Consider the following 16,365-nt stretch of genomic DNA (forward strand, 5'->3'; position numbering starts at 1 on the left):
TATTTTCATTTGTTGCATTGTACAAATACGTACAAAATGATATATTTATTAGCAAATATTCGGATTTGGAAGTAGATCGTGAGGAATCGTCTGTGAAGAAATTGAAACGTAGTGCACGTTTGGTTGAAATGACACAATACTTGCTCTCTAGACCACATACCTTAATCCCGCTTACTACTTTTGCGGAACGATATGGAGCTGCGAAGTCGTCTATAAGCGAAGATTTAGCTATCATTAAAGAAGTATTTGAAGAAGAGGGCATGGGAGATTTGCAAACTCTTGCAGGTGCTGCAGGAGGCGTGAAATTCATGCCGAAAATGTCTCAAGAACGGGCTTTCTCTTTTATTAAGCAGCTGTGCAGTAAGTTAGAACAGCCTGACCGGATTTTACCGGGCGGATATCTATACATGTCTGATTTGCTGGGACAACCGTCGGTTGTCAATGAAATTGGTAAGATTCTTGCCACTGCTTTCTCGGGTCTTGAGATTGATGCCGTTATGACGGTAGAAACAAAGGGAATTCCTTTGGCTTATGCGGTAGGCTCTCAGTTGAATCTTCCTGTTGTTCTTGTTAGACGCGATCATCAGGTGACTGAAGGATCAGCTGTAAGCATTAACTATGTATCAGGTTCTCATAAAAGCCTTCATACGATGTCTCTTTCGAGAAGAGCGCTGCCTGAAAAATCTCGTGTGCTTATTGTAGATGACTTTATGAAAGCAGGAGGAACGGTTCAGGGGATGATTGATCTCCTCGGTGAGTTTAATGCTGAAGTCGCAGGTGTAGGTGTATTGGTTGAATCAGGAACGGTAGATTCGGAGGAACGCCTGCTCCATGATTATATTTCCCTAGCCACGTTAACTGCTGTTGATGCAAAAACAAAGCAGATTACGGTGAAGCCTGGAAATTACTTTAATGCTCTTCAATAATTTGCTGTTTTTTGGTGAGTTTACACTAATTTTGTCGAAAATGTACTAAATCGGCTCAAACGCAAAAAAATTCCTGAAATTAGGACATTTTGTAGCAGTAAAAAGAAGGAAATCTTGCATGTTGTGTGGAATTATTACACCAAGTTCCGATGGAAAAAGGTGGTGAACACACATGCAGATCACAGATGTCAGACTCCGCCGCGTTAATTCTGAGGGGAGAATGAAGGCAATAGCTTCGATTACTATTGATAATGAGTTTGTCGTTCATGACATTCGAGTTATTGACGGTAACAATGGAATGTTCGTTGCTATGCCAAGTAAGCGGACTCCTGATGGAGAATTCCGTGACATCGCCCATCCGATTTCTTCAGGGACTCGCGAGAAGATTCAAGCTGCTGTATTGGCTGAATACGAGCGCGCCGCAACTGAAGAAGAGGTTATCGAAGAAGGCGCATAATAACATTATTGGGGTTCGAAAGAAAAGAGAGTCATTCTATGGCTCTCTTTTCTTTTTTTCAATAATGAAGTATATTCTTTAATGAGTAAGATTGAGCGAAGTGGCATCCCTTCCTGAAGATAAGGATTAGGGTATAATTGTTTGCGCCCAATTCACTGTTGAATAGTCCTGAGATCCTTTTTTGGAATTAGAGTGGATAACATTACAATTACAGCGTAGGAGGTCGGGATTGTTGAAAAGAATGGCTATTATTCTTGCCGCAGGGCAAGGAAAACGTATGAAGTCGAAGCTATATAAAGTACTCCATCCTGTATGTGGTAAACCGATGGTTGGTCATGTTTTGGATACAGTAGGAAAAGCTGGGGTAACACGTAATATTGTTGTTGTAGGACATGGTGCTGAAGCTGTAAAATCATATCTTGGTTCAGCTGCTGAATACGTACTACAGGAACAACAACTCGGTACAGGACATGCGGTTAAGATGGCAAAGGATATGCTTGGCAAAGAAGAAGGAACCACAATTGTCATCTGTGGAGATACTCCTTTGGTAACAAAAGAAACATTAGAAGGTTTGATGGAGCTCCATGAGTCTCGCGGAGCAGCGGCAACGGTGCTGACAGCACATATGGATAATCCAGCTGGCTACGGCCGTGTGATTCGCAGCAACGAAGGATCTGTAACTAAAATTGTAGAACAGAAAGATTGCAGTCCGGAAGAAGATGCTGTACAAGAAATCAATACAGGTACGTATTGTTTCGATAATGCTAAGCTGTTTGCAGCTTTGGATAAAGTAACAAATAATAATGCACAACAAGAATATTACCTTACTGATGTGATTGGTATTTTCCGTGAAGCGGGAGAAACCATTGAAGCATACATGACACATGATGCTGCAGAATCCATTGGTGTAAATGATCGTGTAGCTCTATCTGAGGCGGAAGGTTTCATGAGACAACGTCTTGTGCGCAAACATATGCTGAATGGAGTAACCATTATTGATCCTTCATCTACGTATATTGGCGCTGATGTTACGATTGGTTCGGATACTGTTCTTTATCCAGGTACCATGCTTAAAGGTAACACAGTTATTGGTGAGGGTTCCGTCATTGGGCCAAATACCGATATTGAAGACAGTACAATTGGAGATAACGTCACCGTTAAACATTCTGTACTCAGTAAAGCAGAAGTGGGGAACGGTTCTTCCGTGGGTCCATTCGCATATTTACGCCCAGCATCCAAACTTGGTGAAAATGTTAAGATCGGTGATTTTGTAGAGATCAAAAACGCGACCATTGATAATGGCTCAAAAGTTTCGCATTTGAGTTATGTTGGAGATGCTGCTGTCGGCAAGAATGTAAATATCGGCTGCGGAGCAATAACTGTGAACTACGATGGTTATAATAAGTCTGTTACAGAAATTGAAGATGACGCGTTTGTAGGAAGTAATGTGAATTTAATTGCACCTGTTAAAGTAGGCAAAGGCGCTTATGTCGTTGCAGGATCAACGATTACGCACTCTGTATCAGATAATGACCTTGCTATTGCAAGAGTCCGTCAAGAAAATAAGCCGGGATACGCAGATAAGATTCGTGCTCGTGCCAAAGCTAAGAAAAACAACAAGAATTCATAATGAAATGCTGTTCTATACGAATAGCGCCGACTTTTATGAGCAGAACTAAAATCGATTCCAATGAACCAGCACGGAGGTTTTCTATTTTATGACTTATTTTGATTCCAAACTAAAAATATTTACTTGTAACTCTAACCCGAAACTCGCACATCAAATTGCCGACTACATCGGAATTCCAATGGGTGAGTCTCATACAACAAGCTTTAGCGATGGCGAGATTCAAGTAAAACTGTCAGAGAGTGTACGTGGCAGCCATGTGTATATCGTACAATCCACTTGCTTGCCAGTTAACGACAACTTGATGGAAATGCTTGTTATGATTGATGCACTAAAGCGTGCTTCTGCTAAAACCATTAACGTAGTTATTCCGTATTATGGATATGCAAGACAAGACCGTAAAGCACGTTCTAGAGATCCAATTACGGCTAAACTCGTAGCAAACTTGATTGAAAAAGCAGGAGCGACACGTGTTATTGCTATGGACCTGCATGCAATGCAGATTCAAGGATTTTTTGATATCCCTGTAGATCATATGCTTGCAGTTCCAATTATTGCACAATACTTCCGCTCCAAGCAGATCGAGAATCCGGTTGTTGTATCTCCGGACCATGGCGGCGTTGTACGCGCAAGAAAATTGGCTGATTTCCTAAATGCGCCGCTTGCTATTATTGACAAGCGCAGACCTGAACCGAATGTAAGTGAAGTGATGAATATCATCGGTAACATTGAAGGGAAAACAGCAATTCTAATTGATGATATTATCGATACAGCAGGTACGATTGTTCTTGGCGCGAATGCACTGATGGAAGGCGGAGCGAAAGAAGTGTACGCTTGCTGTACTCATCCCGTTCTTTCCGGACCTGCTATGGAACGACTGGAGAACTCACCGCTTAAGGAAGTTGTAGTGACGGATACCATTCCGATTACTCATCCAAATCCAACGAATAAGCTGAATGTGCTTTCTGTAGCACCGCTACTAGGCGAAGCTATTATCCGGGTTCATGAGGAATTGTCGATTAGTAAATTGTTCGAAATTGAATAGTTCTGCATAGTTAACATGAAAGAGGGGTTACATTGTCTTGGATAAGACATTGTAACCCCTGTCGGCGTATGATCTGATTTTAGTACCCTGGCCTTGAAATAAAGTAGTGGCAGGCACGGTTAAATAAAACACTGCCCACTTCCACAAAATGTTCATCGTAATGAGTGATGTAACCAATATCGATGTGTCTGTCTCGGTCATACACTTGTACCGGTATGGCCTGTTCCATATGATGCTGAAACTGGGACAGCTGCGTTAAACGTTCTATATCGTGGCGCATAACCGGGTCACCCTTTCATTGGTTGCTATTACTCGCTTTCCGCTGTATACAATTGTTTTTATTGTAAAGTGAAAAAGACCGTAAGTCCACATCAGCGGATCTAGCGATGTCTTTTTTGATATTTTGTTCGTTACTCATCTATAAGAGGAAGGAGGAGCATATTATGAAATGGATTGTAGGACTTGGGAATCCAGGTTCTGAATATGCTAAGACAAGACATAATGTTGGATTTATGGCACTGGATGCCTTAGCAGAACGACATAACATATCTATTAATCAGAGCAAGTGTAAGGCGCTTATTGGAGAAGGAATGATCCAAGGAGAAAAAGCGGTTCTGATTAAGCCGATGACCTATATGAATCTTTCTGGAGAAACAGTCCGAGCTTATATGGATTATTATAAGGTTGCCCTGGAAGATTTAATTGTGGTCTACGATGATATGGATACAGAGGTTGGAAAAATACGACTTCGGTATCAAGGAAGCGCGGGCGGACATAATGGAATTAAATCCATCATCCAGCATACAGGTACTCAGCAGTTCAACCGAATACGCATGGGTATCTCAAGACCCGAACCAGGGCATGCCATTGTTGATTATGTCCTTTCCAACTTTCCAAAGAAGGAAAAAGAGGCGCTGACTTCAATGATAGAGTCCACTTGTGATGCTTTGGAGTATGCAATGAAGGAATCATTCGAGAGAACAATGGCTAAATTTAATGGCTAATTTTTAATTCTATTCTGATCGATGGGCTAAACTGGCAGTCTCCTGGAAAGACTAAAGATATTAATCTCTTTCAGGAGGCATATCTATGCAAATCCATTATGTCTGTCGTCATTGCCGCTCATCTATAGGAAGTATCGAGGCGGATCTAACGACAGAGGTCCGATTAGGTCTTCATTTCTTGACCCCTTCAGAGCGTCAAGATATAATTGCCTATAATTCAAAAGGCGAGCAGATTGTCAGTATTACCTGCAGCTATTGTACGGAAGCAATCATGGACCATCCAGAGCTTAGCCTCATTGCAAGTCCCTTGCAGTAAGCTTACGTTTATGAACATAAGATTCATTGAGCTTTATGGGAAGACTCATTCCATTCCCTCTAGCCTTGGCTGTAAGTGCTGAGGCTTTTTTTTCAGTTACAGAGCAGTAAATAAGCGGCATGTTCTGACTTTACCTATGGTAAGGCCAGATAAAAAAGATTATGATGAGATAACCAGTATCCAAAAGTTTACATTTACCATGCAGACTATCTTTTATAAATAGCAGATAGATTAGAAAGTGATAAGAGAGGTGCCCCTTTTGCTACAAGCACTTATTGATGCCTATTCCAAAGATTCTGATTTTGAATCGATTGCATCCGGCGTTACGTCGGGAATGAAGGAGCAGTTGATCTCCGGTTTGACTGGGTCGGCTCGTCAAATCATGATAGCTGCCTTACACAAGCATCTAGATCGACCAATGCTCGTTGTGACCCATAATATGTTTGCAGCGCAGAAAGTGGCAGATGATCTACAGGAAGCGCTTTCTGCAGATCAAGTCCTTTTATACCCTGCAAACGAGTTAATTGCTGCGGAGGCAGCTATATCAAGTCCAGAAACCCTTGCACAGCGTATAGATGTTCTCCTCAAGTGTGCCAAAGGATTTCGTGGTATTGTCGTTATTCCTTTATCGGGAGCTCGCCGGTATTTACCTTCTCCTGAGATTATTGCAAATGCGGAAATTACATTACAGCAGGGCGGAACGCTTGAGCTGGATTCCTTCCTTCGCGGTATGGTGGAGCTGGGATATGAACGAGTTGAACGCGTAGAAACACAAGGAGAGATGAGCATCCGTGGAGGGATCATTGACTTCTTCCCTGTGACTTCTGGGCTTGCTTATCGTGTGGAATTATTTGATGATGAGATTGATTCGATACGTACCTTTGATCCGATAGATCAGCGTTCTATTGATAAGATTAATCAGGTTGTCATTACACCTTGCAAGGAATTAATTGCAAACGAAGCGAAAATGAAGCAAGCCGCAGATCGAGCGGCCATTTTGCTTGAAGAACAATTAGAAAAGACGACCGACCGGCAGGCGAAACTTCGTCTACGCGATGAAATCCATCGTGAGATCGAACTGCTGCGTGAACATGTCTATTTTCCTGAAATATATAAATATGTAACAGAGTTATACCCTGAGAAACAAACTATCTATGACTTTATGCCCCAGGATACAGTCCTGATATTTGACGAGCCGGCCAGGCTTCTGGAAACGGGAAAACAACTTGAGCGGGATGAGTCCGAGTGGAGTATGCATTTGCTCCAAAATGGCAAAACGCTGCCACAGCTTACTCTTTCCCTTGATCATGAAGAAGTTTTATATAAACGTCCATTCCAGACGTTATTTATTTCTGTTTTCCTAAGACAGGTTCCACATACATTACCTCAGAACATTCTGAACATGGTCAGCCGCAGTATGCAGGACTTCCATGGCCAAATGAATGTGCTAAAAGCGGAAATGGAGCGCTGGCAAAAAGCAGGCGTACAGGTCTTTATGCTGGCAAGCAGCGAAGAACGACTGGACCGAATGCGCCGTGTATTACAGGATTACGATATACATGAACCGACCATGATGATCGGCAGCTTACAGAGTGGTTTTGAGATGCCTTCGATTCATTTAGCCGTCATTACGGAAGGCGAGATGTTCTCCCAAAAACAACGTAAAGTTCGCAAACCTATTCGTAATGTAGATAATGCAGAACGTATTAAGAGTTACAGTGAACTTAAGGTTGGGGATTATGTTGTCCATCAGAACCACGGTATTGGTAAGTATATGGGGATCGGCACATTAGAAGTAGGTGGAATCCATAAGGATTACATGCATATTCTATATGCTGGCGGAGATAAGCTGTCTGTTCCTATTGAACAGATTGACCTCATCCAGAAGTATGTAGGATCAGAAGAGAAAGAACCAAAAATCTATAAACTTGGCGGCAATGACTGGACACGTGTTAAAAATAAAGTTCGGAGTTCTGTTCAGGATATAGCGGATGATTTGATCAAACTGTATGCAGCTCGTCAATCTTCACCTGGTTATGCCTTTGAAAAAGATACGGCCGAACAGCAGGAATTTGAAGATTTATTCCCTTATGATGAAACAAGGGATCAGGAAAGAGCAATTGAAGAAATTAAAAAAGACATGGAACAAAGTCGTCCTATGGATCGTTTATTATGCGGGGATGTAGGATACGGCAAAACCGAAGTAGCCATCCGAGCTGCATTCAAAGCAGCAATCGAAGGGAAACAGGTTGCAGTACTTGTTCCTACAACGATTCTTGCGCAGCAACATTATGAAACATTCCGTGAGCGTTTTTCTGGATATCCATTTAATGTGAGCGTTCTGAGCCGGTTCCGTTCTCGTAAGGAACAGAATGAGACGACGAAGGGAATCAAGGATGGAACTATTGATATTGTAATCGGTACGCATCGTTTATTATCTCAAGACCTTGTCTTTAAAGATCTGGGGCTGCTGATTGTGGATGAGGAACAACGTTTTGGGGTGACTCATAAAGAAAAGCTCAAGAAGCTGAAGACGAATGTGGACGTACTAACACTAACGGCAACACCAATTCCTCGAACCCTTCATATGTCTATGCTGGGTGTACGTGACTTATCAGTTATTGAGACGCCTCCAGAAAACCGTTTCCCTGTGCAGACCTATGTTGTTGAGCACAGTCAGACTTTGGTTCGGGAAGCTATAGAGCGGGAACTGGCAAGAGGCGGGCAAGTGTACTACCTATATAACCGTGTTCAAGGAATTCAAGAGATGGCTGCGGAGATTTCAGATCTTGTCCCTGGCGCAAAAGTCGGTGTGGGGCATGGGCAGATGACAGAGTCCGAACTTGAGAAGACGATTCTTGATTTTCTGGATGGAGAGTTTGACGTGCTTGTCAGCACCAGTATTATTGAAACAGGGGTTGATATCCCGAACGTCAATACATTGATCGTACATGATGCTGATAAAATGGGACTTTCTCAGCTGTATCAGCTGCGCGGACGAGTTGGACGTTCCAACCGAATAGCGTATGCCTATTTTACGTATCAAAGGGATAAAGTTCTGACAGAAGTAGCAGAAAAAAGGCTTCAATCCATCAAGGAGTTTACAGAGCTTGGCTCCGGTTTCAAAATTGCTATGCGGGATCTAACGATTCGGGGAGCTGGAAACCTGCTTGGAGCAGAGCAGCACGGGTTTATCGCCTCAGTCGGTTTTGATCTCTACTCACAGATGCTCGCCGAAGAAATTAATAAACGTAAAGTGACCATGCTGGGTGAGGAAGCTCCACAAGAATCCAGCTGGACAACAGCCATTGATCTAGCGATCGATGCTTACTTACCATCTGATTACATCTATGACAGCATTCAAAAAATTGAAATTTACAAAAAAGTGGCTGTTCTTGCTTCCTTTGATGATACGATGGAATTAGAAGATGAACTGGTGGATCGTTTTGGTGATTTACCAGAGGCAGTTACGAATTTGCTCACTGTGGCGAGACTTAAAATCTATGGTAAAGCCTATGGTATTGAGTCGATTGTACAGCGAGGAGATGACATAACTTTAAAATTCTATGAGGGTCAAGAAAATGCTGTAAATGGAGTAAAACTTATTCAGATTGGAAATCAGTTTGAAAGACGTGTACAATTTGAACAAGGACAAAGTATGTCTATTCATGTAAAAGGTAAAGGACTCAGCGATTTGGAGCTTCTTCAATTGCTAGAGAAATTCCTTGCAGCCATGAAGGATGCTTTTAAATCAAAGGGGGAACTTCAAGATGTTGCGAAGTAATAAAAAATCCTGGAAGACGATTGCGGTGACAATGGTCGGCGTATTATCAATATCTCTTCTGGCTGCTTGTGGAAATGGCGATGATCAGAATTCGGCAAGCGACGATAAGAGTGCGATCATCGTTAAATATGATGGCGGCGAAATTACAGAGAATGAATTTAACACTGAGATGAAAATCATGAAATTTATGAGTCCTCAGTACGCACAGCTCATGGAAATGGATGAATTCCGTGAATATCTAGTTGAGCAGCAAGTGACTTATGAGTATTTGAGCAATCAAGCTTCTGAGGAATCCAAGAAACAAGGAGAAGAAGAAGCAGACAATCAGCTTGCTCAGATGAAAGAACAAGTTGGAGATGAGCAGTGGAAAGCAATGCTCGAAAATTATGAACTTACAGAAGCAGATATCAAAAATTATATGGCTCGTGTTTTGACCATTGTTAAGGATAAATCACCAAAAGTAACAGAAGAAGAGCTTAAAGCACAATACGACGCTAGCCCGGAACAATTTATTACAGCTACCGTTCGTCACGTCCTGATTAGCTTCCAAGATCCTGAAACACAAGAAGAGCGTGCAGAAGGGGAAGCACTGAAAATCGCAAAAGAGGTAAAAGCAAAACTGGATAAAGGGGAAGACTTTGCTGCGGTAGCAAAAAAATACTCCGAGGATCCAGGTTCTGCTGAAAATGGCGGTTTGTATGAAGATACTCCTATTGTATCTTGGGTAGAAGCTTTCAAAGAAGCTGCTAAAACTTTAGAAATTAACAAGATCAGTGATCCTGTTGAAACCGATTATGGATATCACATTATCAAGGTAGAGAAACGTACAGAACCAACCTTTGAAGAATTAACACAGGAACAAAAAGATACCCTTGCGAATACGATCGTAAATACACAAATCCAGACCTTCATGGAAAAAGAGCTTGATGGAATTATGAAAGGTGAAATCAAGCTTCCTGCAAATCCTGCAGCAGAAAAAGAAGGAACGGATACAGAGGGAACAGGTACTGAGGGTACACAATCGGAAACTCCAGAAGGTTCCGATACAGGAACTGAAGGGACTGACAAAGGTACAGATCAAGGAACAACAGGTACCGAAGGAACCGATGCAGGTAAAGAAAGTACAGATAAAACAACCGACGGCAAATAACCCGATCGGACAAGCAGCACAGTATAGGACGTAATCCATTAGACGCGGGGAACCGCGTCTTTTTGGTATACCAAAACCTTCTAAGAAGGTTAATTCTTTTATGATGGCAAATTTTTAAAATCACTTTATCGAACGATATTAAAAGGTCTATGTATAAGGAAATGGGAACAGATGAATACTATGGTTTAGATATCACACTAAACTAACTACCTTAATCCCTCCGTTATAAAAAGGACAGTAGTTGAAAAATCTTCTCGAGAAAGTGAGGCAACATGTAAATGAAAGCTACTGGTATCGTCCGCCGTATTGATGACCTCGGTCGTGTCGTAATTCCCAAAGAAATTCGTCGTACTTTACGCATTCGTGAAGGTGATCCGCTTGAAATTTTTGTGGATCGGGATGGCGAGGTTATTCTGAAGAAGTATTCACCGATTGGTGAATTGGGTGATTTTGCAAAGGAATATGCGGAATCCTTGTTTGAAAGTACAGGACATGTAACGCTCATTACTGACCGTGATACGATTATTACGGTAGCAGGCGGATCTAAAAAAGAATACCTGGAGAAGCAAATCGGAAATTTGGTTGAGCACTCCATGGATAACCGTAAAACGTTGCTTGAGAACAGCAGTGGATCTTATGAAATTGCTAAAGATCATAACGAAACTTTATCATCCTTTGTTGTAGCACCGATTATATCTGGAGGAGATCCTATTGGTGCCGTGATACTGTACAGCAAAGATGAATCAACAAAAATGTCTCAACTTGAAGTGAAAATGTCTGAAACCGCAGCCGCGTTTCTTGGCAAGCAAATGGAGCAGTAAAGAACATTAAACTCCCGCCTGTAAGAGGGCAGGAGTTTTTTGCTTTTACATAAAGAGGTATAATAGGTTTCGTATTGTAAAGAAACATAGCGTCTACCCTAAAGAAGAAGTAGGTAAGCCTATATGAAATCAATGGAAACCAGTACAAAAATGCTCCAAGGAGCATTTATACTCAGCGTTGCTGCACTATTATCAAAACTGATTGGAACACTGCAGAAGATCCCTCTGCAAAATATAGCGGGTGACAGTGTATTTGGTATTTATAATACGGTTTACCCTTTTTACATGATGTTCATTACACTCGCGACAGCTGGTTTCCCTATCGCAGTATCCAAGCTGGTTGCTGAAGCCAACGCTAGGGGAGACCAAGCCGAAGGTGAGCGTGTTCTTAAAGTTACTTCTGTGCTCTTAGCAGTACTTGGAGGCCTGCTCAGCCTGCTCATGTATCAATTCGCTCCGCAGATTAGCCGTTTTATTGATAATGAAGAGGTAGTTCTCTCCATTCGTACTGCTTCTTTGGCATTTTTATTTGTGCCTGTCATGACAGGTCTTAGGGGATACTTCCAGGGCTTGCAGGATATGATGCCTACGGCTGTTTCTCAGATCACAGAGCAGACTGTCCGTGTAACCGTCATGCTTGTATTATTATTTATACTGATTGAACGGGGAGCATCAGCAGAAACAATTGCAGCAGGGGCCATGTTAGGGTCTGCCGCAGGTGGAGCCGCCGCACTGCTCTTTATGTGGTTTTTCTGGGTTAGAAGGGGAAAGAGGAGAGCAAATCATTCAGAACAGCTGCGATCCGATGAGAATGTGCTTTTTGGTGAGAAGAGCCTGAAATCAGATCGAAAGTCTACATCTACTCTTCTCATTAGTGTGCTCCGTTATGCTATCCCCGTTGCACTTGGTTCGGTAGTCGTCCCATTAATGAATATGGTTGATACCTTCACTGTTCCACGTCTGCTTAAGCAGGAAGGGATGGCTGATATAGAAACAATGAGATTTTTTGGTATCTATAACCGGGGGATTCCGCTTGTACAACTCGTAACTATGCTGGCAACAACATTATCGGTGTTATTCATCCCTGCTATTGCTGAAGCGAAGGTGCGAAATGACCATAATACAATCCGTAGGCAAAGCAGTCTTGCCCTCAAGTGGTTTTGGCTCATTGGTCTGGCTGCCGCGGCAGGAATGGCGGTACTGGCTGGACCCATCAACCAGATGCTTTATATTACGACCGAAGGAACAAGTACGATGCGTATATTGGCACTCACTGCTGCCGGAAGCGCAGTCAGCGTCATCGCTGCAGCCTTACTTCAAGGGTATGGTGCAGTGAAAGCACCGGCTTTTATTATGCTCACTGCCGCAGGTGTCAAAACAATGCTAAATGAGCTGTTAGTTCCGTATCTAGGTATCAATGGAGCAGCATGGTCCTCGGCAGCAGCTTATGCGCTGGCTGCTTTGTTAAACGTATTACTGCTTGCTCGTATACTGAGGCTGCGGGTATCCTTCAATGCTGGCTTATTCAAACCATTTCTCATTATCGCTGTAATGTCACTGACGGCAGCCGGAGTAGCATGGGGAACAGAGGTTATGATTGGGGCTTTAGGAATTAGTTTAGGCAACCGAATGACTGCCCTTGTGCAAAGTCTGCTCAGCATTACAGCAGGCGTTATCATATTCATGATCGGTACGATCCGTACAAAATGGATAACAGCAGAAGAGATCGCTATGCTCCCTAAGGGAGAGAAGCTGATGAAGCTGTTTCACAAATTAAGATTAGTATAAACAGTAACAAGAAGTGCTCTATTTTTGGCTTGATGCAAAAGCATGATATAGTTACAGTTAGCAAGGTTTATTTAGAAGCCATTTATTTGGAGGGGTCACATGAGCACAGCAATCACAGTGGTTGGTCTAGGTTCAGGCGGGGAAGATCAACTGACTTTAGGTATTTTAAAAAGGTTACAAAAAGCAAGCAGAATTTATGTTCGGACGCTTGATCATCCGGTATGCAAAGATTTAGAAAATCTTCATTTATCGTTGAATTCGTTCGATTATATATATGAAGCAAAGAGTTCTTTTCCAGAAGTCTATGATAGTATAGCAAACGAGCTTATTCAGCTTGCGAAGCAAGGCACTGCGGGCGAAGAGATCGTGTATGCTGTACCCGGACATCCTATGGTAGCAGAGGCAACGGTAGGATTGCTAAAAGAGCGCTGCGCTGATCAAGGAATTCCTCTCTCTATACTTGGGGGAGAAAGCTTTCTCGATGAGGCATTTATAAGACTTGGATTTGATCCTATCGAAGGATTTCAATTACTTGATGCGGGGGTTATTGACCGCGAATTGCTGCAGCCTAAGCTACATACGGTCATTGGACAAGTGTATGATGTATTCACTGCATCTGACGTTAAGCTCAGTCTGATGGAGGTGTATCCAGATGACACGAAGATCATTGTCGGACACGCACTCGGTATTGAAGGTCAAGAAGTCATTCAGGAAGTTGAGCTGTATGAGCTGGATCGTGTAGAAGGATACGGAAATTTATCACTTATTTATATACCGAAAAGTGACAATGAGCAGCTCACTAGACGTACGTTTGGCCGCCTTCATGAGATTGTAGAAATCCTGCGAAGCCCGGAAGGATGTCCTTGGGACCGCGAACAAACCCATGCTTCCATCCGCAAGAATCTGATTGAGGAAACATATGAAGTCTTGGAGACAATCGATGATGACGATCCAGATCATATGAAAGAAGAGCTTGGCGACTTGCTGCTTCAAATCATGCTGCACGCTCAGATGGAAGAAGAGCTGGGTACATTTGACGTCTATGATGTCATTCAAGGTCTGAATGACAAGCTTATTTTTAGACACCCGCATGTATTTGGAGATAACAAGGCAGAAGATGCTGGAGAAGCGCTAGCCAACTGGGAAGCGATGAAAGCAGAAGAGAAGAAGCTCAAAGGACAAGCGAAAGAGGGAATTTCTATACTTGATGGAGTTCCTAGAGATCTTCCAGCGTTAATGAAAGCTTACAAACTTCAAAAGAAAGCATCGAAAGTCGGTTTTGACTGGGATCAAGTAGAAGACGTGTTTGTTAAGGTTGAGGAAGAGCTTGGCGAACTAAAAGAGGCAATTAAGCTGAATTATGCTGCAGAAGAGCAGATGTTGGAACTTGGTGATGTTTTATTCGCTACTGCTAACATCTCGAGGTTTATTGGAGCGGATCCGGAGGAAGCGCTAGCTGCTACGAACCGTAAATTTACTCGTAGATTTAAGTACATTGAATCTCGTCTTGCCGAGCAAGGAAAGACCATAGAAGACAGCACGCTTGAAGAGATGGAAGCATGCTGGCAAGAGGCTAAACAGGAACTGAAAGATTACTAACGCTCAAAATCGGGATTGAAAGTCATAGATAGCGGGTATTTGAATTATAAGAGAACTGCTGTCATGAATTAAAATGGGCATGGTTTGACAACGATACCTAAAATGTCGTATTCTTTACCAAACTTGAAACCACTGCGTGTGTCATATTAAAAAAAGGCGCATTGCAGCAGGATTTTTAGTGACTTAGCAAGAATAGAAGTGTAGTAACGGCACGTGATACTAAGAAGCGTTTTTACGCAGGAAGTGCACGTCGTATTTTCTTTAATTTGGGAGGCCTTTAATAATGAATAAAACAGATTTGGTAAACAATATTTCAGAAAAAAGTGGACTTACAAAAAAAGACGTAGAAGCAGTTCTTAATGGTTTCCTTGGTGAAATTACAGATGCCCTTGCAAATGGCGACAAAGTACAACTCATTGGCTTTGGCACTTTCGAAACTCGCAGACGTTCCGGACGTACAGGACGTAACCCGCAAACAGGAAATACGATTGAAATTCCAGAATCTAATGTTCCTGCATTTAAGGCAGGAAATAAACTTAAAGAAGCTGTAAAATAATGAGAGTAGATAAATTCCTTAAAGTTTCGAGACTGATTAAACGCCGTACGGTGGCTAAGGATGTCTCCGAACAGGGGAGAGTCCTGATCAATGGACGAGAGGCGAAGCCAAGTAGTGCTGTCAAAGTCGGTGATGAAATTACTGTACAGTTCGGTCAGAAACTTGTAACCGTTCGAGTAGAGCGTTTGGCAGAAAGCACGCGTAAAGAAGAGGCTTCGAGTCTATTCACCGTGGTGAAAGAAGAGCCTATTGCCAGAGATAACGGGTTGGACTTTTTAAGTTAAACCTTTGTTTTACAGTAACAAGCGTGCTAATCCCGATTTAGAAGGGAGAAGCACGCTTTTTTAATTTCCTTCTGCTACTGTTCTAATCCTTCTTAACCTCCCATAAGCTAGGTGTAAGAAGGGAGGGGTACATGCCATGATAGACCATGTAAAACCGAAACAGCACAGTTTAAACATGCAGAACCGGAAGCAACTTGATATCACAGGTGTTTTGAATGTGGAGAGCTTTGATAATGAGGAATTCCTACTCAAGACAGAGCTCGGTCACCTAACCATTAGAGGGCAAAATTTACATATTAAAAACCTCAGTCTTGAAGAGGGACTTTTATCGATTGAAGGTCATGTAAGTTTTCTTGCCTATTTAGATCCCGGTTCAAGTTCCAAATCCGGAAAAGGAATTCTCGGCAAGTTGTTCAAATGAATCCAGAAATTCAGTGGATTACGTTAGGATGGATGCTCTTCTCCGGAGCGGCACTGGGAATGGTCTATGACAGTTACCGGGTCCTGTCTCTCTCGTTCCGGTTTCCGAGATGGAGTATCCATACAATCGATTTGGTATATTGGATCGCAGCAGCCGTGTTTGTATTTAACATGCTGTATGCGAGTAACCATGGAGAGTTACGATTTTATGTCTTTTTGGGGCTTTTTTTAGGGGTTTGGGTCTATTTTTTGGTTTTAAGTGTTTTGACTCAAAAAATTGTGGTAATGTTAATTGGAATTATAAAGCAGTTTTGTTATATAATTTACCGTGCGCTTTACATCATCTTAGTCATTCCTATCAAAGGTATACTTCGGATATTACGGATCTTGTTTGGTTTTGTTATAGCGATTCTCCTTTTTCTGATCAGAATGGTTTATTACATAATAAGACCGTTTCTTAAACTTCTTTATTTGCCGATAAGACCCTTGATCAGTAAATGGCAGACTCCAAGCTGGATGGCACGGATGTTCAGCCGGATTAAAGAATGGTGGAACTACTGGTTCTGATCTATTAACAAACCGAGCTGG

At 42.3% G+C, this 16,365-nt stretch carries 16 protein-coding genes; 15 read left to right on the forward strand and 1 reads right to left on the reverse strand.

Annotation, left to right across the window (positions count from 1 at the left end):
- Positions 1–92: 92 nt before the first annotated feature.
- From purR to QPK24_RS00205, 4 genes are all read left to right on the forward strand, one after another.
- Complete coding sequence (gene purR / locus QPK24_RS00190; protein ID WP_285745286.1) at positions 93–926, forward strand: pur operon repressor; 834 nt, start codon at positions 93–95, stop codon at positions 924–926.
- Between the two features lie 172 nt (positions 927–1,098).
- Positions 1,099–1,383 (forward strand): septation regulator SpoVG, encoded by a 285-nt coding sequence (gene spoVG / locus QPK24_RS00195; protein ID WP_047914164.1) that lies wholly within the window; start codon positions 1,099–1,101, stop codon positions 1,381–1,383.
- A 232-nt stretch (positions 1,384–1,615) separates the two neighbouring features.
- Positions 1,616–3,013, forward strand: a complete 1,398-nt coding sequence (gene glmU, locus QPK24_RS00200) for a bifunctional UDP-N-acetylglucosamine diphosphorylase/glucosamine-1-phosphate N-acetyltransferase GlmU (protein WP_285745288.1) — start codon at positions 1,616–1,618, stop codon at positions 3,011–3,013.
- A gap of 88 nt (positions 3,014–3,101) precedes the next feature.
- Positions 3,102–4,055, forward strand: a complete 954-nt coding sequence (locus QPK24_RS00205; protein WP_160036678.1) for a ribose-phosphate diphosphokinase — start codon at positions 3,102–3,104, stop codon at positions 4,053–4,055.
- A gap of 79 nt (positions 4,056–4,134) precedes the next feature.
- Here QPK24_RS00205 and QPK24_RS00210 read toward each other — a convergent pair whose 3' ends face one another.
- The gene (locus tag QPK24_RS00210; RefSeq protein WP_160036677.1) at positions 4,135–4,335 is read right to left on the reverse strand and encodes a hypothetical protein; all 201 of its coding nucleotides are present in this window, start codon (positions 4,333–4,335) and stop codon (positions 4,135–4,137) included.
- Between the two features lie 163 nt (positions 4,336–4,498).
- Here QPK24_RS00210 and pth point away from each other — a divergent pair, with 163 nt between their 5' ends.
- The 11 genes from pth to yabQ all read left to right on the forward strand — a co-directional run bounded on the left by pth (position 4,499) and on the right by yabQ (position 16,344).
- Positions 4,499–5,059 (forward strand): aminoacyl-tRNA hydrolase, encoded by a 561-nt coding sequence (gene pth, locus QPK24_RS00215; RefSeq protein ID WP_285745291.1) that lies wholly within the window; start codon positions 4,499–4,501, stop codon positions 5,057–5,059.
- An 85-nt stretch (positions 5,060–5,144) separates the two neighbouring features.
- On the forward strand, positions 5,145–5,375 hold the full coding sequence (locus tag QPK24_RS00220; RefSeq protein WP_160036675.1) for an anti-sigma-F factor Fin: 231 nt from the start codon (positions 5,145–5,147) through the stop codon (positions 5,373–5,375).
- Between the two features lie 259 nt (positions 5,376–5,634).
- Positions 5,635–9,159 carry a transcription-repair coupling factor gene (mfd, locus tag QPK24_RS00225; protein ID WP_285745293.1) on the forward strand — a complete coding sequence of 1,175 codons (3,525 nt, stop codon included), beginning with the start codon at positions 5,635–5,637 and terminating at the stop codon, positions 9,157–9,159.
- A complete protein-coding gene (locus tag QPK24_RS00230; RefSeq protein WP_285745294.1) occupies positions 9,146–10,309 on the forward strand; it encodes a peptidylprolyl isomerase in 1,164 nt (387 codons plus the stop codon). The genes mfd and QPK24_RS00230 overlap by 14 nt, the downstream gene beginning before the upstream one ends.
- A 278-nt stretch (positions 10,310–10,587) precedes the next feature.
- Positions 10,588–11,130: a stage V sporulation protein T gene (gene spoVT / locus QPK24_RS00235; protein WP_213535548.1), complete on the forward strand. Its 543-nt coding sequence runs from the start codon at positions 10,588–10,590 to the stop codon at positions 11,128–11,130.
- 123 nt (positions 11,131–11,253) lie between these two features.
- A complete protein-coding gene (locus QPK24_RS00240) occupies positions 11,254–12,918 on the forward strand; it encodes a putative polysaccharide biosynthesis protein (protein WP_285745295.1) in 1,665 nt (554 codons plus the stop codon).
- Between the two features lie 99 nt (positions 12,919–13,017).
- Positions 13,018–14,517: a bifunctional methyltransferase/pyrophosphohydrolase YabN gene (yabN, locus tag QPK24_RS00245; protein ID WP_285745296.1), complete on the forward strand. Its 1,500-nt coding sequence runs from the start codon at positions 13,018–13,020 to the stop codon at positions 14,515–14,517.
- Between the two features lie 283 nt (positions 14,518–14,800).
- Positions 14,801–15,073 carry an HU family DNA-binding protein gene (locus QPK24_RS00250; protein WP_160036669.1) on the forward strand — a complete coding sequence of 91 codons (273 nt, stop codon included), beginning with the start codon at positions 14,801–14,803 and terminating at the stop codon, positions 15,071–15,073.
- Positions 15,073–15,357, forward strand: coding sequence for an RNA-binding S4 domain-containing protein (locus tag QPK24_RS00255; protein WP_160036668.1), 285 nt, complete (start codon positions 15,073–15,075; stop codon positions 15,355–15,357). The genes QPK24_RS00250 and QPK24_RS00255 overlap by 1 nt, the downstream gene beginning before the upstream one ends.
- A 136-nt stretch (positions 15,358–15,493) precedes the next feature.
- A complete protein-coding gene (gene yabP, locus QPK24_RS00260) occupies positions 15,494–15,778 on the forward strand; it encodes a sporulation protein YabP (RefSeq protein ID WP_285745299.1) in 285 nt (94 codons plus the stop codon).
- A complete protein-coding gene (yabQ, locus tag QPK24_RS00265; protein WP_285745300.1) occupies positions 15,775–16,344 on the forward strand; it encodes a spore cortex biosynthesis protein YabQ in 570 nt (189 codons plus the stop codon). The genes yabP and yabQ overlap by 4 nt, the downstream gene beginning before the upstream one ends.
- The last annotated feature ends 21 nt before the right edge of the window (positions 16,345–16,365 follow it).

This window comes from Paenibacillus polygoni, from assembly GCF_030263935.1.
Classification (GTDB): domain Bacteria; phylum Bacillota; class Bacilli; order Paenibacillales; family Paenibacillaceae; genus Paenibacillus; species Paenibacillus polygoni.